Annotated in this window: 20 protein-coding genes and 1 riboswitch; of the genes, 10 read left to right on the top strand and 10 right to left on the bottom strand. The window is 41.6% G+C overall.

Annotated features, from left to right (window positions below; all coding sequences use genetic code 11):
* The first annotated feature begins 44 nt into the window (after window positions 1-44).
* The 4 genes from SR187_RS01315 to SR187_RS01300 all read left to right on the top strand — a co-directional run bounded on the left by SR187_RS01315 (window position 45) and on the right by SR187_RS01300 (window position 3,222).
* On the top strand, window positions 45-551 hold the full coding sequence (locus tag SR187_RS01315) for a phosphatidylglycerophosphatase A family protein (RefSeq protein ID WP_120171277.1): 507 nt from the start codon (window positions 45-47) through the stop codon (window positions 549-551).
* Between the two features lie 130 nt (window positions 552-681).
* Window positions 682-1,665: an ABC transporter ATP-binding protein gene (locus SR187_RS01310; protein WP_120171276.1), complete on the top strand. Its 984-nt coding sequence runs from the start codon at window positions 682-684 to the stop codon at window positions 1,663-1,665.
* Complete coding sequence (locus SR187_RS01305) at window positions 1,658-2,437, top strand: ABC transporter permease (RefSeq protein ID WP_120171275.1); 780 nt, start codon at window positions 1,658-1,660, stop codon at window positions 2,435-2,437. The genes SR187_RS01310 and SR187_RS01305 overlap by 8 nt, the downstream gene beginning before the upstream one ends.
* A gap of 2 nt (window positions 2,438-2,439) precedes the next feature.
* Window positions 2,440-3,222 (top strand): ABC transporter permease, encoded by a 783-nt coding sequence (locus tag SR187_RS01300; RefSeq protein ID WP_120171274.1) that lies wholly within the window; start codon window positions 2,440-2,442, stop codon window positions 3,220-3,222.
* A gap of 339 nt (window positions 3,223-3,561) precedes the next feature.
* On the opposite strand, the gene SR187_RS01295 is transcribed toward SR187_RS01300, so the two are convergent.
* Window positions 3,562-4,497 (bottom strand): dihydroorotate oxidase, encoded by a 936-nt coding sequence (locus SR187_RS01295; protein WP_120171273.1) that lies wholly within the window; start codon window positions 4,495-4,497, stop codon window positions 3,562-3,564.
* Window positions 4,498-4,821: 324 nt separating this feature from the next.
* Here SR187_RS01295 and gdhA point away from each other — a divergent pair, with 324 nt between their 5' ends.
* Window positions 4,822-6,168 carry an NADP-specific glutamate dehydrogenase gene (gene gdhA / locus SR187_RS01290; protein WP_120171272.1) on the top strand — a complete coding sequence of 449 codons (1,347 nt, stop codon included), beginning with the start codon at window positions 4,822-4,824 and terminating at the stop codon, window positions 6,166-6,168.
* A gap of 139 nt (window positions 6,169-6,307) precedes the next feature.
* Here gdhA and SR187_RS01285 read toward each other — a convergent pair whose 3' ends face one another.
* The 5 genes from SR187_RS01285 to trxA all read right to left on the bottom strand — a co-directional run bounded on the left by SR187_RS01285 (window position 6,308) and on the right by trxA (window position 12,484).
* Window positions 6,308-7,144, bottom strand: a complete 837-nt coding sequence (locus tag SR187_RS01285; RefSeq protein WP_120171271.1) for a mechanosensitive ion channel family protein — start codon at window positions 7,142-7,144, stop codon at window positions 6,308-6,310.
* 179 nt (window positions 7,145-7,323) lie between these two features.
* On the bottom strand, window positions 7,324-8,655 hold the full coding sequence (locus tag SR187_RS01280; RefSeq protein ID WP_024532376.1) for an alanine/glycine:cation symporter family protein: 1,332 nt from the start codon (window positions 8,653-8,655) through the stop codon (window positions 7,324-7,326).
* Window positions 8,656-8,821: 166 nt separating this feature from the next.
* Window positions 8,822-8,988, bottom strand: a riboswitch (glycine riboswitch).
* 107 nt (window positions 8,989-9,095) lie between these two features.
* Window positions 9,096-10,034 (bottom strand): peptide-methionine (R)-S-oxide reductase MsrB, encoded by a 939-nt coding sequence (gene msrB / locus SR187_RS01275; protein ID WP_120171270.1) that lies wholly within the window; start codon window positions 10,032-10,034, stop codon window positions 9,096-9,098.
* A gap of 391 nt (window positions 10,035-10,425) precedes the next feature.
* Entirely contained in the window at window positions 10,426-11,955 is a 1,530-nt protein-coding gene (locus SR187_RS01270; protein ID WP_024532379.1) for an AMP-binding protein, read from the bottom strand.
* 214 nt (window positions 11,956-12,169) lie between these two features.
* Entirely contained in the window at window positions 12,170-12,484 is a 315-nt protein-coding gene (gene trxA, locus SR187_RS01265; RefSeq protein ID WP_024532380.1) for a thioredoxin, read from the bottom strand.
* A gap of 193 nt (window positions 12,485-12,677) precedes the next feature.
* Between trxA and SR187_RS01260 the strand changes: the two genes are divergently transcribed.
* From SR187_RS01260 to SR187_RS01250, 3 genes are read left to right on the top strand one after another with little or no spacing between them, the layout of a single operon-like run.
* On the top strand, window positions 12,678-13,070 hold the full coding sequence (locus tag SR187_RS01260; protein ID WP_120171269.1) for a hypothetical protein: 393 nt from the start codon (window positions 12,678-12,680) through the stop codon (window positions 13,068-13,070).
* A gap of 7 nt (window positions 13,071-13,077) precedes the next feature.
* Window positions 13,078-13,602 carry a hypothetical protein gene (locus SR187_RS01255; protein ID WP_145981829.1) on the top strand — a complete coding sequence of 175 codons (525 nt, stop codon included), beginning with the start codon at window positions 13,078-13,080 and terminating at the stop codon, window positions 13,600-13,602.
* Between the two features lie 8 nt (window positions 13,603-13,610).
* Window positions 13,611-13,835, top strand: coding sequence for a hypothetical protein (locus tag SR187_RS01250; protein ID WP_120171267.1), 225 nt, complete (start codon window positions 13,611-13,613; stop codon window positions 13,833-13,835).
* A gap of 136 nt (window positions 13,836-13,971) precedes the next feature.
* On the opposite strand, the gene SR187_RS01245 is transcribed toward SR187_RS01250, so the two are convergent.
* The 4 genes from SR187_RS01245 to treR form a co-directional block, all read right to left on the bottom strand.
* Window positions 13,972-16,305, bottom strand: a complete 2,334-nt coding sequence (locus tag SR187_RS01245; RefSeq protein WP_120171266.1) for an endonuclease MutS2 — start codon at window positions 16,303-16,305, stop codon at window positions 13,972-13,974.
* Window positions 16,306-16,431: 126 nt separating this feature from the next.
* Complete coding sequence (locus tag SR187_RS01240) at window positions 16,432-16,980, bottom strand: CvpA family protein (RefSeq protein ID WP_024531597.1); 549 nt, start codon at window positions 16,978-16,980, stop codon at window positions 16,432-16,434.
* A complete protein-coding gene (locus SR187_RS01235) occupies window positions 16,977-17,288 on the bottom strand; it encodes a hypothetical protein (RefSeq protein ID WP_024531596.1) in 312 nt (103 codons plus the stop codon). The genes SR187_RS01240 and SR187_RS01235 overlap by 4 nt, the downstream gene beginning before the upstream one ends.
* A 55-nt stretch (window positions 17,289-17,343) precedes the next feature.
* Window positions 17,344-18,057 carry a trehalose operon repressor gene (gene treR, locus SR187_RS01230; RefSeq protein WP_120171265.1) on the bottom strand — a complete coding sequence of 238 codons (714 nt, stop codon included), beginning with the start codon at window positions 18,055-18,057 and terminating at the stop codon, window positions 17,344-17,346.
* A 223-nt stretch (window positions 18,058-18,280) separates the two neighbouring features.
* Here treR and treP point away from each other — a divergent pair, with 223 nt between their 5' ends.
* Together treP and treC are read left to right on the top strand one after the other, a co-directional pair.
* Window positions 18,281-20,284 (top strand): PTS system trehalose-specific EIIBC component, encoded by a 2,004-nt coding sequence (gene treP / locus SR187_RS01225; protein ID WP_120171264.1) that lies wholly within the window; start codon window positions 18,281-18,283, stop codon window positions 20,282-20,284.
* Between the two features lie 122 nt (window positions 20,285-20,406).
* Window positions 20,407-22,038, top strand: a complete 1,632-nt coding sequence (gene treC / locus SR187_RS01220; protein ID WP_120171263.1) for an alpha,alpha-phosphotrehalase — start codon at window positions 20,407-20,409, stop codon at window positions 22,036-22,038.
* Window positions 22,039-22,156 lie beyond the last annotated feature (118 nt).

Genomic DNA, 22,156 nt, shown 5'->3' with positions numbered 1-22,156 from the left:
TTCTGGTACAATAGATTTCATTATGAGAAAGGAGACGTCCAGAGATGACAAGCGATAACCTACAAAACTACTCCCGTGACCTGTTGGAAGAAAGAGGGATTCAACTTGAAGATATTGCTACCTTAGTTATGCACTTACAAAATAAATACATCTCCGATTTGACTCTAGCAGAATGCTTAGAAAATGTCGAAGCTGTTCTTGCCAAGCGAGAAGTACAAAATGCCATTATGACTGGAGTTGAGATTGATAAACTAGCTGAGCAGGGATTCATTTCTCAACCTCTCCAGTCAATCTTGATAAATGATGAAGGCCTATATGGTATTGATGAAATTCTTGGCCTATCTATTGTCAACCTCTATGGGACGATTGGTTTTACCAACTATGGATATTTAGACAAATCCAAGCCAGGTATTATTGCCAAGCTCAACAGAAAAGATAGTCCGCATTGCCACACCTTCCTTAACGACATCATCTGTGCCATTGCAGCTGCGGCTGCCAGTCGCATTGCACATAACGATCCGGAAAAGAGTGCCATCACCAATCAGAAATAACATGAAAGACCAACTGCTCAAATTGAACAGTTGGTTCTATTTATTTTTGATACAAACTCCTCTTGCATCTATAGCTTTTTTCTGTTATAATACACGCGCAAACGTTTTCCATAAAAAAAGAGGAACAAATATGATTCAAGCAGAACATCTTTCAAAAACCTATTCTGTCGTTGACAAAGAAGTCGGACTAAAGGGTTCTATTAAGGCTTTTTTTAAACCTAAGAAAAAATCCATTCCGGCTGTCCAAGACATTTCTTTACAAGTAAAAAAGGGAGAAATCATCGGCTATATCGGATCTAATGGCTCTGGAAAATCAACCACTATCAAAATGCTGACGGGTGTTCTCCATCCTGACCAAGGACAGGTCTACATCAATGGACTCAACCCTCAGGAAAATCGCAAAACTGTCAACAAGCAAATCGGTGTTCTATTCGGTCAAAAATCTCATCTGGATTGGAATTTGCCCGTACAGGAATCCTTTATCCTTCATGCCAAAATCTATGATGTTCCAGATGCAGTCTTCAAGGAAAGACTGGCTAGCTTAATTGAACTACTAGACTTAGCAGACATCATGAAACAGCCGGTTCGCAACCTCTCCTTAGGCCAACGCGTTCGCTGTGAATTTGCAGCTATCTTCATCCATCAACCTGCTGTTGTCTTTCTAGATGAACCAACCATTGGCTTAGATGCCAGTGTCAAGGAAACCATTCGTTCCTTTATCCGCTATATGAACCAACGCTATCAGACGACTTTCTTGATCACCTCTCACGATATGAAGGATATTGAAAGCCTCTGCGAGCGAATTTTCATTATTGACGAGGGTAAAAAGGTCTATGATGGTTCGCTCACAGCCCTCAAAGAACGCTTTTCAACTGTTAAAACTATTCTCTTTTCTACCGAGAAACCAGTTGAGAAAGAATTGAAGCTGGAAGGTTTGGAATTTGAGCGTAAAGATGATTTTCACTTTGAAATCCGCTACCAGAGTAAGGTATGGACCAGCGCTCAAGTCATTGAGCAGGTATTCAATCATTTCGTCATTGAAGATGTAACAATGAAAGAACTAGAGATCGAGACCATGATCCGACAAATCTATGAGGAGGGTATTCATGCGTAAGTATTTTTACTTGACTCGACTCATGATGATGACCGCCTTGCAGTATAAGGCATTCTTTGTGGCAAGCTTTGTTTCTCTGGCGGTGAAAATTTTAGTGGCTCTCTATGTTTGGAAAACTATTTTCTTTACTCAACCAGAAGTGAACGGTTTTACATTGCAGACCTTTACCACCTACATCATCTTTGCCAACCTTTTAGCCAGTCTCAACTCCTTTTCACTAGGCAAAGAACTTTCCTATCGTATTTTAGACGGAAGTATCGCTGGAGAATTTCTGAGACCCTACTCCTTTATTGTATCTCTTTTTTTCAAAGACCTAGGCGACAAACTTTTAGAACTCTTTAAGTTCTCCTTTATATTTATCGGAATAGTGCTGATCCACCAAGATTTCTATCTGCCCGATGGCCGAACCATTCTGATTTTCCTCCTCAGCTCGCTACTAGGTATGTTCATCGTTCAGTTGTTGGATATGGCTTTTGGTTTTCTAGCTTTCTTTACGGTCAATGCTTGGGGTGTCATGCTACTTAGAAATGGTCTCTTCAACCTAGCTTCGGGGGCACTTTTGCCTCTTAGCTTTTATCCACAGGCTGTAGAAAACATCCTTCGGTTCCTGCCCTACAATTATGCAGTCAACGTCCCAGTTTCTATCCTATTAGGAAAAGAAAGCAACTTAACTGCACTTGGTTTGCAGGCTTTATGGATTCCTATCTTATTTGGCTTTATCGCTTTGCTTTGGTCCCAAGCCAAACGCCGCATCGTCATCTTTGGAGGTTAATTATGAAGAAGTACATCAACCTCTATTTCTATAATATCAAAGTCTTTATGATGGCTCAAATGTCCTTTCGGATGGATTTTTTTATCGGACTATTCTCCTCTTTGATTGAACAAATTGTTTACCTGGTTTTCCTCAATATTCTATTTGGTAATATCAAGGAAATTGCTGGCTTTAACTATGGACAAATGCTCTTTATCTACGGTATTGCAACAGCAGGACGATCCATTCATTTGATTTTCTTTGATAATCTTTGGTTGTTTGGCAGTCGCTATATTCGGAAGGGAGAATTTGAACGACTGCTCCTCATGCCTGTCAATCCCTTATTTCAGCTCATTTGCGAACGAATCCAGCCCCAAGGAATCGGAACGACTCTCATCGGTATTCTAGCCCTTATTCAGGCTTCCAATGAACTTAGTATGGAGTGGTCCTTCTGGAAATTATTGTTACTGATTTTCATTACCATTTGTATCGGTCTACTCTACGCAGCTATTCAACTTGGACCAACAGCGCTTGCCTTTTGGATTGTAGAGTCCTTCCCTCTGACGATGGGAATTTTTTCCCTCAACCAGATGGCTCAATATCCTCTTAATATTTACCCAAGACTTATCCAGTTTCTGTTAATTTTTATCTTCCCTTACGCATTTACAGCCTATCTCCCAGCTCTCTACTTCTTCGACCTATCTATGTGGGGCTTGGCATTACCAATCGTAGTAGCTCTAATCTTTGCAATTAACTATAAGCTCTTCCGCTATGGAATGACGAAATTCACAAGTGTAGGCAACTAAAAAGATCAGGAAACTTTTCTGATGAGAACCGAAGGCAGGAAGCTAACCTGTGCATATCATCTGAAAGAGCTACTGAAGTGAAGCAAAGGTAGATTTTATAAAGAAGAAATTTTAAAGACCTATAAACATGATCAAAAAAGATACAAAAAATTGCAACAAAAAGTTCCAGAGTTAATAAAAGCTTTGGAACTTTTTAAATCAAAGACAGGCAAAAGTTGATGCTGTAGAGAGCTCCAAAGGTTTGGGAAACCTTTAGAAGTTGAAAATCAGCCACATTACTATCTTATAGCTTGATCTTTCTGAAAAGTACAAAGGCTAGAGGGCAGATCCCCAGTTATCTCAGTCAATATACTGCAATTTCCCACGAAAATCTTCAATCGTTTCATAACCCTTTTCTGTCATAATTGCTTGTAATTCAGCAGTAATACGTTCAAAGGCAACGATCCCTTCTTTTTGAAGAGTTGTCCCGATTTGGACCATACTAGCGCCACAAAGAATATGCTCAAAGGCATCACGTCCTGTCAAGATACCACCTGTTCCTACAATCTGAATATTAGGTCTTAGGCGTTGATAGAAGGCATGTACATTAGCCAGAGCAGTTGGCTTAATGTACTCACCACCAATACCACCAAAGCCATTTTTCGGCTTGATAACAACTGACTCATCCTCTATGTAAAGCCCATTGCCAATCGAATTAACACAATTGATGAAAGCAAGAGGGAATTGATTAAAAATAGTAGCTGCTTGATCAAAATGAACGATGTCAAAATAGGGTGGCAATTTGATTCCCAGCGGCTTGGTAAAGTAGGTAAATACCGTGTACAAGAGCTTCTCTGTCATTTCAAAATCATAGGCAATCTGGGGTTTTCCAGGGACATTTGGACAGGAAAGATTCAGCTCAATCAAGCCTTTAAAGTTACTGTCTTGGACTCTTTTCAAAATCTCATGGGTCTCATCGGGCGACATCCCGACCAAAGACAAGATGAAGCGTTTCTCTGGCTCAGCTTCTTGCAATTCTAAAAGGTAATCCAGATAGTAGGCCAAACCATGGTTTGGTAGCCCCATAGAATTGATGGAACCGAGCGGAACATTCTGATAACGAGGTTCTGGATTACCAGAACGACATTCCAAGGTCGCTGTCTTCGTCACAAAAGTTCCTGCCGCAGAATCCTTGACTGCTGCCAATTCCTCTCTAGTCATGCACCAAACCCCTGCTGCATTCATCAAGCAGTTGTCAAAATCAAATCCACCTAATCTTGTCGCTGTTGAAACCATCTTTTCTCCTTTTCCATCATTTTCTTACATTATAGCATAGCCTCTCTTCTATTTCGGTCGAATGACTGTCAACGTTCGTCTTTACAATAGTAGCCATCTTCTTGTGTAGAAAATTTGATAGGTTTCTCTTTACAATTAAAAATCTTGGTGTTATAATATTATCAGATAAATTAAATTGTCTGATAATTTAATCAAGTCCTAGAAAATTAGTAATCGGCACGACAATAAGACCGTGAGAACGGTATTGGAGTTCAATAAACTGTCTTAGAGTGACCGATAACCGATTTTTTAGAGCAAAGAAATAGAAAGAAATCAGGTTCCTTTATGTCAAATGTAAAAACATATATCCAAACATCTTTCGAGGCCGTGAAGGCTCGCAATCCACATGAGACAGAATTCCTTCAAGCAGTAGAAGAACTCTTCAATTCTCTTGAACCGGTGTTTGAAGCCCATCCAGAATACATCGAAGAAAACATCTTGGCACGTATTGTTGAACCTGAACGGGTTATCAGCTTCCGTGTACCTTGGACTGACAAAGATGGTAAAGTTCAGGTCAACCGTGGCTACCGTGTTCAGTTCAACTCAGCGGTAGGTCCTTACAAAGGTGGTCTTCGCTTCCATCCAACGGTTAACCAATCCATCCTCAAATTTCTTGGTTTTGAACAGATTTTCAAAAATGCCTTGACCGGACTTCCAATAGGCGGTGGTAAAGGTGGCTCCGATTTTGACCCTAAGGGCAAAACAGACGCTGAAATCATGCGTTTTTGTCAAAGTTTTATGACAGAGCTGCAAAAGCATATCGGTCCTTCTTTGGATGTCCCTGCTGGTGACATCGGTGTCGGTGGACGTGAGATTGGCTATATGTATGGTCAATACAAGCGCCTTCGCCAATTCGATGCGGGTGTCTTGACTGGTAAACCACTTGGTTTTGGTGGTTCCCTCATCCGCCCAGAAGCAACGGGCTATGGCTTGGTCTACTTCACAGACAACATGCTCTCCGCCAATGGTAAGTCTTTCAAAGATCAAACGGTTTTGATTTCTGGTTCAGGTAATGTTGCCCAGTACGCTGTTCAAAAAGCAACCGAGCTCGGTGCAAAAGTGATTTCTGTTTCTGATTCAAATGGCTATATCATTGACGAAACAGGTATTGACTTTGATCTCTTGGTGGATGTTAAGGAAAAACGCCGCGCACGCTTGACAGCATACGCTGCTGAAAAACCAACTGCTAAATACTTTGAAGGTTCCGTATGGAATTACGATGGAAAAGCAGATATTGCCCTACCATGTGCCACCCAAAACGAAATCAATGGGGAACAGGCTACTACCTTGATTAAAAATGGTGTTTACTGTGTAGCTGAAGGTGCTAACATGCCATCAGACCTTGAAGCGATCAAAGTGTACAAAGAAAATGGCGTTCTCTATGGTCTTGCCAAAGCTGCCAACGCTGGTGGTGTAGCTGTATCTGCTCTTGAAATGAGTCAGAATAGCCTACGCCTTTCATGGACTCGTGAAGAAGTTGATGATCGTCTCAAAAATATTATGGCCAATATCTTCAACACCGCCAAAGAAACTGCAGAAAAATATGACCTTGGTACGGATTACCTTGCAGGTGCCAACATTGCTGCTTTTGAACAAATCGCTAATGCAATGATTACTCAAGGTTTGGTGTAAACTACTAAATAGCCTCCAACATTATATTCATACGAAATCCCGAATTGACATACCAATTCGGGATTTTTTTATCTTACAAAATATCTTCTACAATCAAACCTGTCCACAAACATCCTCATGGACAAAATGACACAACGACTTATCTTGACACAGCAGGCAAATCTATGCCTGCCTGACGCAGAGCCTCTTGATAAAAGCAAAAGAATTGATGATAAACCTTTGTCTGCTGACCATTGGCTACAAAAAGATTGACTCGGAAGACGAATTGACCCGAAGGAGTATTTTGAGGTCCCAAAATTGTCACACCCGTAATCTGATCAAACCGAGTGACCTCCCTACTATTGACCTCTTCTACCACTCGGTAGACCTGCTCTAAATCTGTGTTAAACTTAAGCGGAATATCCACTTGCGCCCGCATATCTCCACGAGAGTGGTTGCTAACGACCAAGATATTCCGATTGGGAATAAAGTGCAAGGTTCCATCTGCATCCCGTATCTGTGTCGTCCGAATCCCCATGCTGATAATAGTACCTGAAATAGTGATTGGACCGTTAGTCAGCTTTACTACATCGCCAACATTGAACTGGCGTTCAATCAAAATAAAGAAGCCATTGACCAAATCTGAAAGAAAACCTTGCGCTCCCAAACCAATGGCCACACCCGCAATTCCTGCACCTGCCAGTAAGCTAGATACTGGCAAACCTAAAACACTCAAAATACAATAAATGAGAATGAAATAGAGCAGATAATTGAGGATGCTCTCTACCAAACGGCTAATGGTCTTTTGACGTCCTATTTCCTGAGTGGAAACCTTGAGAGACGGCACAAGAAGTCTTTTGACCGATGCCTTGGTGATTTTCTTAATGATATAAAAAACACAAAAAAGTAAAAGGAGGGATAAGACTTTATTCAAAATAGACACAACAATGACTTCAAGGTCAAATTGGGATAAATATTTCATGATAAAATTGTTCATGTAATCATTATAGCAGAAATCCTATCAAAAAAACTGAAAAGGGAGTAGGAAATGTGTATTACCAAGATTTGCTCGACAAACTTCCATCTTCAACCTTTAAAGTCTACTGCAAATCAAATACCGCACTGAGACAAGAAAGAACCATCTCAGCAGTAAGTCTATTTTTTCAACCTCTTAAGTTACTTCTTTTTAAAATATTGACGTGTTTCCTTGATGATAACAGGAGAGAGAGCTAATAAGGCAATCAGATTGGGAAGAGCCATCAGTCCATTTACAATATCTGCCAAAGTCCAAATTAAGTCTAATTTGAGAAAACCACCCAAAGCAACCATTACTACAAATACTAAACGATAAGGCAAGATGGACTTGGTGCCAAAAAGGAAGGCGATACAGCGCTCACCGTAGTATGACCACCCCAAGATAGTTGTAAAAGCAAAGAGAACTAGACTGACTGCCAATGCAACCGCACCGGGATTCCCAAAAACAGTCGCAAAAGCTACCTGAGTCAGAGAAGCACCAGCCAAGCCCTCTACCGTCCACTGACCTGTCACTAAGATAGAAAGACCTGTCAAACTACAAATGATAATCGTATCAATAAAGGGACCTATCATAGAAATTAAGCCCTGCTCTACTGCATTATCCGACTTAGCAGCTGCCGCTGCAATCGGTGCTGAGCCAAGGCCGGATTCATTAGAGAATACTCCACGAGCAATTCCTCGTTGAATGGCTTCTTTGACTGTTGTACCGGCAAAACCACCCAAGGCTGCCACAGGAGAAAAAGCAGACTGAAAAACCAGTTGCAAGGTTGGAATAATCTGTTCAATATGAACCATCAAAATCCAAATGGTAGCCACAATATAGAGGATAGCCATGAAAGGAACAACCTTGGTCGACACTTTTGAAATCGTTTCAATCCCACCAAAGATGATACAGGCTACTAGCACAGCTAATAGTAGACTAATCAATCGAGGAGACAGACCAAAGCTTGCTTCCAAAGCAGAAGTAATTGCATTGACCTGTGAGAATGTTCCAATTCCTAGAAGAGCAACAAGAACTCCTGAACCCGCAAAGAAAATTGCCAAGGGTTTCCATCTATGTCCCATCCCCAAAGTAATATAGTGCATAGGACCGCCAGCTGCTTGTCCGTTACTATCTTTTGTCCGATACTTAATGGCCAAGAAACCTTCTGCATACTTGGTCGCCATGCCAAAAAAAGCTGCGACCCACATCCAGAAAAGGGCACCAGGACCTCCCGTTGTAATAGCTGTTGCCACCCCAACAATATTTCCCGTACCAACTGTAGCCGCAAGAGCAGTACAAAGAGCTGCAAAGCTGGATACATCTCCGTGACCGGATTGATTGCTTGAGAAGATTAAGCGAAATGCTGTCGGCAATTTCCCCATCTGAAACCAGCTCAAGCGGACTGTAAAATAAACTCCCGTTCCGACTAAGAGTACCAAAAGAGGCGGTCCCCAGATAATATTATTGATATTTTGTATCACTCCTAACATATATTCCTCCTAATAAGCAGATTTGTGACCTGTCTTCAAACATCAAAAGAAACATCCTATTTGACTTTGAAAAAACTTTATTTTCCGATAAAGCTGCTGGAAAACAAAAAGAGGCTGAATTGTTCAACCTCTAGAAACGATGCGAAAAATACAAGGAGTTCCTATCTTTCTTCGCTCTGTCCTTTTACCTGAGAGTTTCAGCAAGTATGCTCGATGAAAATCAACCCACTCCTTATCTGAGAAATAATCCCTTGACAATGTTTGAGTTAGATTTTCAAAGAATATACTACCTTGCCCCTTCGGTGCCATAATGGTCTCTCCAGAGTTCCGTCCCTTGGACAGTCAGTCTCCCTCCTACCCAATATCAACCGGTTATTCAGTTTTATCTTGCTTTCATTGTAGACTATTTCCCCGAAAAAATCAAGAATAGTTTCTGAAAATTATCTAAGAAGTTCTAAAAACACCCCATAACCTGCGGCTTCCATTTCTTCCTTGGGGATGAAACGAAGAGCAGCCGAATTGATGCAATAACGAAGTCCTCCTTTATCCAGTGGTCCGTCATCAAAAACATGACCGAGATGGGCCTGACCTGCTCGACTTTTTACTTCAATGCGATTCATACCATGAGATCGGTCCTGATAGTAGCTTGCGACTTCTTTACTGATTGGCTTGGTAAAAGAGGGCCAGCCACAGCCTGAATCAAATTTATCTGTGGAAAGAAAGAGGGGTTCACCGGTCGTAATATCAACGTAAATTCCCGCCTGATCGCTATTCCAAAACTCGTTTTCAAAGGGTCTTTCGGTCGCAGCCTCTTGTGTGACACGATACTGGAGTTCTGTCAAGCTATCTTTCAAAACTTGTTGGTCTGGTTTTTGATAATCCGCAATATCAATAAGAGGGATTTTCGCCTGTTCAAGGTCAATATGACAGTATCCTTGGGGATTTTTCTTGAGATAATCTTGATGATAATCCTCGGCAGGAATATAGTGAGCCAAGGGTTCTACCTCAACAGCTAGGGGACGACCGCCAAGAAAGCTAGATTGCTCAGTCATCACCTGCTCGATAACCGGTAGATCCACCTCATCAGTATAGTAGATACCTGTCCGGTATTGACGTCCCTTATCAGGTCCCTGCTTGTTGACAGAAAGCGGGTCAATGACACGAAAATAGTAGAGGAGAATCTCCCGCAAGCTGATAGTCGTCTCATCATAGGCCAGATAGACTGTCTCTGCATGGTCAGTTTGCTTGAGGAGCTGATAGTTAGTCGTCTCCACCTGCCCATTGGCATAACCAACACTGGTTTCTAAAATGCCGTCAATCTGAGAAAAGTAGCCTTCCATTCCCCAGAAACAACCGCCTGCTAAGTAAATTTCTTTCATTTTCTTACTCCTTTGTATCTATAGTAAGCCAAAGCATTGACTCCTCAGTTTGTCTCAAAGAAAGTCAACATAGATAATTTTGTACAATTCATAAGCATAGGTCTTTTAGCTCCACTAGCCTAGGAATAAACCGTAGAGACAAGAGATAAAGCAAACGCAGCTCATGCCAACATAGCAGTCTAAGATAGACTGCTAGAAGATGGATAGCTAAAATTCAAGACGATCAGAAATCAGTTTACATAGATTACAATCTAGGAATGACCCGCCTTGGCTTGCCAACAAAAACAGACCTTGCGACAAACTTTTTTCAACCAAGCTCTTTCCTACTTCCATTAAAAGCTACAAACAATACCTAAATTGAACCAATATAGCAAAACATGCTGAAAGCAAGTTATAGATTTTTTTCTTTCATATCAGCTTCCATCTTAAGACGTTGAACCTTCATGGTAGCGGTTCGTGGGATATCGTCGTAGGCCATTAAGATTGGTTCTTTCAAGAGTGGTAGATCTGCAACTGCCGCCCACCATGCTTCCCAATTCATCTCTGCATTTTCTGCTACTGCAACAATCGGCTGCGGTGCCCCATTGACATCACGAATAATCACAACTTCTGATAAGAAGTCTAATTTATCCAACAAAAGATCCTCTAGGGCTAGATTGCTATCAATATTTTTAATCAAATCAACTTGACGGTCCTTCAAAAGAAGAGTCCCCTCAGAAGTCATGCAGCCATAATCACCACTATCCCACCATGCACCATGAACATTGTCTCGGAAACGATTTTCTTCTTTATAGTATGTAATAGCCCGTCCTCTTGATAAGAATTGGATGTGACCATTTTCTCCTGCTGGTACCGGATTTCCCTCAACATCTGTGATCCGCGCTTCGGTATATCCTTCTAAACCAATTCCCATATCTCGTCCACTAACAGTTCCTAAATTTTCCAATCGATGATAACGTAAAATCATTGGACCGCATTCACTTTGACCATACACCTGCATAAAGACAGGATTTTGTTCCTTAGAGGCTTCCAAAAAAGTACGCAATGTACCAATATTGATAGCATCAAAGGTCGAGTGGTAATAACGGATACTACTAAAAATTTCTGGCTTTTCCTTGGCCAAACGAGACCATTGGACAAAGTTATTGGGATGAGTTTCTAAAGCGCTTGGACGGTGAACTCGCAGAGCAAGCTCCACGTCATCTTTTTTAGCAGATGAAAGTGGGTAAAGGGGAAAACCTAGACCAATCGCCGAAGATACACCAATATTGTAACGGGAATGAACGGGCGAGATATGAAAGGCCAAAAGTCCACGTTCCACCATCTTGTCAAAAATGGTCTGTTGCCAAGCAACCCGCCACCCCATGGTTTGAGCAGTGTGACAGATGAGTTTTGGAACACCCGTTGTACCTGAAGTATGGGTCATATACTGAATGACATCTTCTGGTAGAAGATTTTCTTCGACAGCTTCTACAACCTGAGACAGAACTTGAGATACTGACAGTTTCGTCACTAGGTCGACCCGTTTCATTCCAACAACACGCCCTTTTGTTTCCTCATCATAAACGATATAGGAGCCTTCTAGACGTTCTGCAAAGACATCCAAATTAGAAGATGGTAAATGGTAGGAAATCATTACTGGGACAGCTCCCAAGGCAGTTACAGCCACAGCTAATAAATAGGTGTCAAAGGTTGGACTTTTGTAGAGAATGACCTTATCCCCACGGCCAATACCTGTTGCTGCGAGCTGTGCAGCTCTTTTCTGAATGGCCTCAAAGACAGTTTGATAGGTATTTTCTAATCCTAATTCAGGAAAGGAAGCGTACGGCTGATCAAAGTAAATCGCCACGTCTGGAAATGTCTCGGCAGCTTCTTTAAATTGACGATAAAGATTGAGCGGTTTATAGCTAATTGTTGACATAAAACTACCTTTCTAAAAGACAATAGATATAGGTTTATTATATCATCTTGGATGATACTTCACAATCTTATCTTGTAATGGCTCATTGCTTCTATCTATATTATTTGAAAAAAAGCAAGCAGTCTTGCACCACTTGCTTCATAATCTCCCAGTTTACTTTTGTAGCTACTCAAGTTACGGGCTAACAAAATAAACTGAGCGCTATCATTTTCCATTAGCCAATCTCAGCTAGAATCGCTTTGATTTGTTCTTTCGTGTGGACACCTGCCACCTGCTTCACTACTTGTCCATCTTTCTTGAACAAGAGGGTTGGGATAGAGAGGATACCGAATTGACTAGCTATATTAGGATTTTCATCTATATCCATTTTGTAGATACGAAGTTCATCTTCGCTTACTTCTTCCGCCAATTGTTCCAAGATTGGTGCCTGCATACGACATGGACCACACCAAGGCGCCCAAAAATCAACAATAACTACGCCTTCTTGAGTTTCGGCTTCAAAGTTTGCATCTGTAATAACTTGAACCATAGAATTCTCCGTTTCTGTTTTTGATACCTTCATTCTACAACAAAAAGACATAGAATGCGAATATTTGCTACGGTTGGAAATTGAGATAGTATGGGTTAATTGTTGCCAAACTGTAAACGAACTATCAAAAAATGGACAATAGACAGAATAGTTTAAATCTCGTAGTATATACAAAAATAAGAAGGGGATTCTGATGAAAAAGAATCTATTAAAAAAATTGTCGTATATTATTGCTGCTTTATTGACCTTGATGTCAATAGCAGGGCCCGTAACAGAGGTCGCGAACGCCGATAGCAATAGTTCCATTGAATTTAGCTTAAGACACAACGCTAATTTTGAAGGAGGAGGTGCTCCTTCATACATCAATTTGTCTTTGTGCTCAAATAAATTAGGAACTGCTGTTTCTGGTAGATCAGGCACCTATCACGGACCAAGAGGTAGCTATATTGTTAGAGACCATGCTGTCCATTCTGGAAAGGGGCCACATGGTGGTAGTTATTGGAAATTATTTAAGCGAATAGGAAATAAGTCTACACCGAAACGTGTCGGAACCTATGATAAGTATGGCAACTATATAGGAAAGTAGAAACTTTATGGAGAAAACGTTAAAGAAAAATAAAATGCACCATTACCATTTTGCAGGTTATGACTTTTACATTTCAGACTCTCTAAGGCCAGTCATTGATACGACTGCTAGCCAGTTCTTGATTGTCCACCCTATCAACCACACAATCTGTTTTGTTGTAAAGTTGATAGAAACAAATCGCTTGCGCTTGGATGGATTTTTTAATATGAGATATGAAATGCTCGGAAAATCTGTCTATATTTACCAAAGCGTATACGATACAGGAGATGAAATTGATGAAGAAGACCACAGCTACCAGTTTAGAGGATACACCATACATGTCCCCGAAGACTTATTTGTTTACATCGGCAACGACGAGACGGAGTTTTTGATTTATATGAATGAAAAAGACTATGCATTAGCTGCTTCTATCCGCTGGTTACCCAGTCGTGAATCTTTGAAGTTCTTAGTGTCTTGGCGAGTATGGTTTGAACATGTTCTTACTGATGAAAAAGAAATCTATGTTGACTATGATCCAAATTTTAACTACTAGGAGGGAATATGCAGGAGTATCATGTTGGTGAGTATACCGTTTTTATTCCCGAACTGATGACGGAAGCAGGGGTTGGTTCAAATCCAGAAAAAACCGATCTCTTTCTTCTGGGTGGATTTGCTAGACTCCAGCAATTGCCAAATAATCAACTAAAGATCAACGGTCCTGGAGGGTTGGTCTATGAACTTAAAGGAAAGCAGCTGTATCTTTCCCTCTTGGACGATGAAAGTTAGAAATAATTTTTTCATGCTGCTTGGGTGCAAAGCACCCTATCCATCTGCGATGACTCTAGCTTCTATATACTAAAACTCGTCCCCTCTTTTAACCAAAATAGAAAGTACCCGAACAACATGTTACGGGTACTTTTTCTTACTTAAAGGTCACAATAGTACAGCCAGATCCACCTGCATTTTGTGGAGCATAACCAAATTCTTTAACCTGCTTGTTGCGGCGGAGGTATTTGGTAACTCCTTCACGAATAACACCTGTACCAATGCCGTGAACAATGTCTACTTGAGCAAGATTATTGAGCAGGGCTTGATCAATAAATTCATCTAGCTCCATCATAGCTTCTTCGTAGCGTTTCCCTCGAAGGTCCAATCTAGCTTTCGGCCCACGGATGTTTGCTCGTTTGACAGTATGAACGTGACGTTTCTTAATCGGCTCAGTCTTTTCTGCCTTCACTAGCTCAAATTCTTCCTTGGACAAGGTCATCTTAATCAGACCAACTTGAGCCTCCCAGCGTCCATCCTTAAGCTGGTTGATAAGTGTGCCTCTTTGACCATAGGCGGTGACAATAATATCATCACCTATTTGGGCCGCTCGTTGCATTTTAGCCTTTTTTAAAACCTTATTTTTAGATAAATCAACCACTTCTGGAGCTAATTTTCTCAACTGAGCCTTGGCTTCAATAATCTGGTGCGGTTTAAGACTAGCCTGTTCGTGAAGATTTTTAAGAATACTTTCGCTTTCAGAAAGAGCACTATCCACAATTTCTTGAGCTTCCAAGCGTGCCTTATTGAGTTCATTTTCTCGCTCGCGGTTCAACTCATCGTAAAGTTTGCGCAAAGCTCGGTTCATCTTGAAGTTTTCCTGCTCCACCTCACGAATAGTATCCAAACGCCGGCGACTTTCGACTGTTTGACTTTCTAACTTCTCGATAATGTGATTGACATCACTGTCCGTATCTGTCCAAGATTGAGCCGATTGGATGATACAATCTGACAGTCCCAAACGACGGGCAATTTCAAAAGCATTTGATCGTCCCGGAACGCCTTGCATAAACTTATAAGTTGGACGCAAACTACTACTGTCAAATTCCATGCTAGCATTTTCAATGCCTGAGGTTTCTATACCATAAGCCTTGAGTTCAGGATAGTGAGTGGTTGCCATGGTCTTAATTCCTCGCAAGCGCAAATCATCCAAGATTGCCATTGCTAGCGAAGCCCCCTCCTGCGGATCTGTACCTGCTCCCAGCTCATCAAAGAGAATCAAAGAATCCTGATCAGCGTCTGCTAAAATTTGTACTGTATGGGTCATGTGGCTAGAGAAAGTCGATAAACTTTGCTCAATAGATTGTTCATCTCCAATATCTGCAAAGATTTCTTTGAAAATCGCCACTCTGCTGCCTTTGTCAGCCAAAATAGGCAGACCAGACTGTGCCATCAAATGTGTCAAACCCAATGTTTTGAGCATGATGGTCTTACCACCCGTATTAGGACCTGTAATAACGATAGCAGTCAGGTGATGACCAAAGTAAAGGTCATTGGGGACAGCTTGAACGATCAAAGGGTGACGGACATTGAGTAAGGCAATATCCTGCTCCTCCGATAGAGTCGGCACAATCGCCTTATAATCCCTAGCAAAGAGATGCTTGGCACGGACAAAGTCAATATGTCCTATCACCCAAGCATTGTTACGGATGACCCCACTATGTGGGCGAATCATACCAGACAATTCCTGCAGGATACGATTAAGCTCATGGCGTTCCTCTGCACGCAAGTGACTGATGTCTTCATTTAAGCTCACCACTGCACGTGGTTCAATATAAACCGTAGAGCCAGAGGCAGAAATGTCATGAACAACACCTGCAATTTTATTGCGATAGGTATTTTTTACAGGAAGAACATTGCGGCCATTTCTGCTAGCTAAGATGGTGTCAGATAACAGGTCGCTCTTGTTCTTTAAAACATCTTGCATAACTTGACGAACCTGATCTTCTGCTTCACGGATTTTTCTGCGGATACGAGCCAACTTTTCAGAAGCAAAATCTTCTATAAAACCAGCATCATTGACAGATTGGAGAGACCCCTGTAAGTGTGGAAAGAGTTCAATTTTCTCAAAAAGTTTATCTAGCTGAGTCAGACGAACATTTTCCAAATTGTCATAAAAATCTAAAAGAGTTTTAGAAACTTCCAAGACTTTTTTGATTCCCAACAGCTCAGCGATATTGAGATCGGTGTCCAATTCCAAGCGACGCAGAGCTGGATTGATGTCAGAGGTTGCAGATAGACTAAAATGAGGAGCTTCCATGAAAATCTGCGCCATATCTGTCAGTTCATCAAAGGCTTGCTGAATACGTCGTGCCTCTATCATCGGCTCTAGCTTTCGCAACTCTTCCTCCCCCTGTTCTGTCAGGAGGTAAGGGGCAATTTTCTGTCTTACCTTGTGAAATTCAAGGGTTTCAATAATTTTATTGTTCATATTTTTACGATGTTTATTCTAGGATTGCAACTTGCTTTTAAGTTTGGGTAGATCAAAATTACCCATATCCATCCAACAATGAAGCAAAGGATACGATATAACTGATTAGAAAAGAGTAGGAAAACCCTACCCTGCTATATTGCTCAACCAGAGCGATTTAAGGAAACCACTGGTGAATGGTGTGTACTGAATCATAATATTGGCAAGAAGGCTACTATGGAGCTTGTCCTGAACCACCGCTAGTGGGATGGTTGACAGTAAGACCATAACAATCTGTACGGACAGAAAAGTCACCAAAACCGCCAGCCCACCGCTAATCAGATTGGTTGTTTGCGTGCCTGGATTAAACCCTTCTAGTAAATGGACAAAAATTCCCAGAAAACGGAAAAAGGCATAGACCAAAATATAAATCAAGAGAAAGGATAGACCTGCATAAAAAATCTTATCCAAATCAAATAGATACTTCTCATCGAAGTAATAGAGTTTGCTTCCCTGAGTGGCATTAGCAAAGGGGACCCAAGTATGGAAAACTCCAGCCAACTGTTTGTGGGTGGCTGTCGCAACCACCAGCGCTATCACACTCCCTAGACTGTAAAAGACCTGTAACACCAGACCACGGCTATAGCCAATATAGAAACTCCATGCCAAAATGAGGATAATTGCTAATGAAATCATACATTCTCCTCAAGCTCATCCAAATCAACCAAGGTCACATTTTTCTTTAGAGCGCCTTCCTTAACAGCCGCTAACTCCTGCTCTTTTTGCTCAAAGGCCATTTCACGAGTTAATTGGACTGATAGGGTATTGATTGCCAATAAGAGCGCTAAGGTTTCAGGATCGGCTGTTGGCATCTTTTCTCTAATAGCCTGGTATTTTTCTTGAGCTATCCGCTCGATTTCTTCCATGAAAAGATTATCATGCTCTGTCGTCAGTGTCAGCTGTCTCTCACCAAATGTAAATTTATATCGATTTAAGTTTGCCATAACATTACCTCGCTTATCATTATACCGCAAAATGGTTCATTTTGCTAATCTATACCTATAAAGTTCGCTTTCTGCGGGCAAAATCCACAAAGCGGAATTTATCAATCTTGTGTCTACTTTCTGTGTATTGGAACTGCTTGGTATCACCGAGATAGACACGCGACTTGATTAAGACCAAATAGTCATCCTGCGCCTTCAACAATCTGCGTTCTTCTCGATTGGTTGGCTCTACGGTGATTTCCTTTTGTGCATATGCTATGTCTAGGCCTAGCTCATTTTCCAGATATTCGTAAATAGACTTCTCAGCAACATCCACCGTCAACTTTGGTACCACATCTACAGAAAGATAATCTGTATCCACAACAGAGACTTTTCCATCAATAGAACGTGTACGGATAACTTTCCATACCTTACTGTAAGTCTCAAAACCTGTCAGACTGGAAAGGCTAGAATCAACCGTTATCATATCCAAGTGAACAACCTTCGTCTGTGTAGATAATTGAAGAGAATCTGTTAATTCCTGATAGGAAGTCAGACCTGAGATAGGAAAGTTAAGAATTTCCTGCTTGAGAACCATGGAGCCACGTCCCTGAACCTTTTGAATCAGACCACCCTCTGTCAAAATGGCTAAGGCCTTACGAACAGTATCGCGACTGACACCGTAAATTTTCTGAAGTTCTTGTTCTGTAGGCAAGGAAGTTTCCGCTAGGTAAACATTTGTCCGTATTTTTTCTTTTAAGTCATTATAAATTTCTTGATACTTTTTCATCTTTTCCTCACAATTCCATCTGTTCAATAGCTTATGACTATTCTAATTATAACAAAAATTGTAAAAAAATAAAAAAAGTAAGAAAAAGCGCTTGCAATATTTTTTGAAATCGGATACAATAATTATAAACTTCAATTTGTACGTACAAATTGCAGAAAACATGTTTTTTATACATGTCTATCAACTATTACAATGATGGGTAACCGTCTAGAAGGAAAAATATATGGGAAAATTTAAACAAGAAGCCCAGCAGCTCTTAGATGCTGTCGGTGGAAAAGATAATATTACCGCAGTCACTCACTGTGCGACACGTATGCGCTTTGTCCTAGTTGACGAAAAAAAGGCAGATATTAAAACAATCGAAAAACTAAAGCCTGTCAAGGGAACCTTCACCAATGCAGGCCAGTTCCAAGTTATCATCGGAAACGAAGTACCGATTTTCTACAATGACTTCACTGCTGTGTCTGGTATTGAAGGAGTTTCCAAGGAAGCTGCCAAATCTGCTGCCAAAAGCAATCAAAATGCCATTCAGCGCGTGATGACCATGTTGGCAGAAATCTTCACTCCTATCATTCCAGCCATCATTGTAGGAGGATTGATCCTCGGTTTCCGTAATGTTTTAGAAGGCGTTCAAATGGAATGGTTAGGACAAAAGATTGTTGACGGTGTAAAACAATTCATGCCTGACGGGACACCACGTTACAATACAATTGTAGATGTTTCTCAATTCTGGAGCGGAGTGAACCACTTCCTTTGGTTACCGGGTGAAGCTATTTTCCACTTCTTGCCAGTCGGCATTACCTGGTCTGTTTCTCGTAAGATGGGAACCACACAAATTCTAGGTATCGTCCTTGGTATCTGCTTGGTGTCCCCACAGTTACTCAATGCCTATGCAGTACCGGGCACAGCTCCTGAGGTAATAGCCAGCGACTGGGTATGGAACTTCGGCAGTTTCACCATTAACCGAATTGGCTACCAGGCTCAGGTTATCCCAGCACTCTTAGCCGGTCTCAGCTTGTCCTATCTCGAGATCTTCTGGCGCAAACGTATTCCAGAAGTTGTCTCCATGATTTTTGTACCTTTCCTATCTCTGCTTCCAGCCCTTATCCTAGCACATACTGTGCTTGGTCCATTTGGTTGGTGGTTGGGTCAAGGACTCTCATCCATTGTGCTGGCTGGTTTAACTGGTTCATTCAAATGGCTCTTCGGTGCTATCTTTGGCTCTCTCTACGCTCCCTTTGTTATCACTGGTCTCCACCATATGACCAATGCCATTGATACACAGTTGATTGCTGATGCTGGAGGAACAGGGCTTTGGCCAATGATTGCCCTTTCAAACATTGCACAAGGCTCAGCAGTTTTGGCCTACTACTTCATGAACCGCCACAGTGAAAAAGAAGCTCAAATCTCCCTTCCTGCCGCAATTTCAGCCTACCTAGGTGTTACAGAACCTGCCCTCTTCGGGGTCAATGTCAAATATATCTATCCATTTGTCGCTGGTTTGATTGGTTCAGGTATTGCCGGTCTCCTATCAACAACCTTAAACATCACTGCAAATGCCATCGGTGTTGGTGGTCTACCAGGAATCTTGGCCATCAAAGCGCAATACATGATTCAATTTGCTTTGGTTGCAATGGTTGCAATTATTATTCCATTTATTCTGACCTTCATCTTCCGCAAAGCTGGCATCTTAACCAAGACTGAAGATGAAACCAAAGCCGACCTTGATAATACTCCTCCTGTTAAAGAAAATACAGCAACTCCCACCACTATTTCCCTCCTTAGTCCTTTGGCTGGCGACATCAAAGAATTGAGTCAGGCACAAGACCCTGTTTTTGCACAAGGTGTAATGGGAAAAGGCATCCTTATCAACCCAAGTGAAGGCAGCCTAGTAGCTCCAGTAGATGGTGAAATCTCTGTTCTCTTCCCAACTCACCACGCTGTCGGTATTACAGCTACAAATGGTTCAGAAATCCTCATGCACATCGGCATGGATACTGTTAACTTGGAGGGAAAAGGCTTTACAGCTCATGTTAAGCAAGGCGATCAAGTTAAGGCAGGCGATCAACTTATCAGCTTTGACATTGCCATGATTAAAGAAGCTGGTCTACTAGTTGAAACACCTGTCATCGTGACAAACCAAGCTGATTTTGATATTCAAATAGTTGGAAGTCTCCCACGTGCCACTTCACAAGGTGAAACGATTCTAACAATCAAAAAGAATTAGTGACATAGGAGGGCGCAAGATAGCTTGCACCTCCTATCCTTGTGTAACTTCATTATAAGAAAGGAACAGAACGTTATGGTCCATTCACCGGATCTGGCTCAACGTTCTTGGTATCTTACATCATGACAATAGACAAACGAAAAGTCGTTTATCAAATTTACCCAAAGTCCTATAAAGACACAACTGGAAATGGTATGGGAGATCTACGAGGAATTATCGAGAAACTTCCCTATTTGAAAGAACTGGGCATTGATATGATCTGGCTCAATCCTTTCTATCCAAGTCCTCAACGAGACAATGGTTATGATATTGCGAACTACACAGCTATCAATCCTGATTTTGGGACGATGACCGACTTTGAAGAAATGGTTGCTACAGGAAAAGAACTGGGTATTGAATTTATGCTGGATATGGTTCTCAATCACTGCTCTACCGACCACGAATGGTTCCAAAAAGCGCTGGCTGGCGATCCATACTACCAAGAATTCTTTATCCTGCGCAATCAGCCCACTGACTGGGTTTCCAAGTTTGGTGGAAATGCTTGGGCCCCCTTTGGAGACACTGGAAAATATTATCTTCACCTCTTTGATGTAACCCAAGCTGACCTCAATTGGCGCAATCCCCATGTTCGCAGGGAACTTTTCAAAATCGTTAACTTCTGGAAAGACAAGGGAGTAACAGGGTTTCGCTTTGACGTGATTAACCTGATTGGTAAAGACGAGGTGCTAGAAGACTGCCCTATCAACGATGGAAAGCCAGCCTACACCGACCGACCAATTACACATGACTATCTCAAAATGATGAACAATGCGACCTTTGGTACTGAGGAAGGCTTCATGACCGTTGGCGAAATGTCTGCTACAACCATTGAAAACTGCATCCTTTATACAGCACCTGAACGAGAAGAATTGTCCATGGCTTTCAACTTCCATCACTTAAAGGTGGATTATAAGGATGGTCAAAAATGGACCATTATGAACTTTGATTTTGAGGAACTCAAGCGCCTCTTCCATACCTGGGGAGAAGAAATGGCGGTTGGCAATGGATGGAATGCCCTTTTCTATAACAACCACGACCAACCACGCGCCCTTAATCGCTTTGTTGATGTGGAGAATTTCCGTAAGGAAGGTGCGACCATGCTAGCAGCTTCCATCCACCTTTCACGCGGTACCCCTTACATTTACATGGGGGAAGAAATTGGGATGATTGATCCCGACTACGACTCTATGGACGATTACGTTGATGTTGAATCACTCAATGCCTACCAAATGCTTCTCAATCAAGGTCACACACCTAATGAAGCCTTCCAGATTATCCGAGCAAAGTCCCGTGATAATTCCCGCACACCAATGCAATGGGACTCCAGTCAGAACGCAGGATTTTCAACGGTCACACCTTGGTTGAAAGTCGGAAAATCTTACCAAACGATCAATGTTGAAAAGGAAAAGACCGGTCCCATCTTTACCTTCTATCAAAAGCTCATCCAACTCCGTAAAGAAATGCCTATCATTGCTGAAGGTGACTACAGAGCCGCCTATCATGATAGCGATAAAGTCTATGCCTTTGAACGCTTATTGCAGAATGAAAAACTCCTCGTCCTCAACAACTTCTTCGCAGACAAAGTCGAGTTAGAATTAGCAGACGACTATGCTCATGGACAACCTCTCATCAGCAATTATCCCATTGATAAGCTCGGTAAAAAAATTACCTTGAACCCTTATCAATCATTAGCGATTTTGGTGAGTTTGGACTAATTCGCTGAAAAAAGGTAGCCTTCTCTTAGCCTACCTGCACTGACTGTTTTATACATACATAGTCGCGACAAACCCTACTAGGGAACCCTTTAGGAAAAGTTCCTAATCTATCTTTTAA

It is taken from the genome of Streptococcus ruminantium (assembly GCF_003609975.1).
In the GTDB taxonomy this organism is placed as follows: Bacteria; Bacillota; Bacilli; order Lactobacillales; family Streptococcaceae; genus Streptococcus; species Streptococcus ruminantium.
This window is presented reverse-complemented; position numbering and strand designations above follow the sequence as displayed.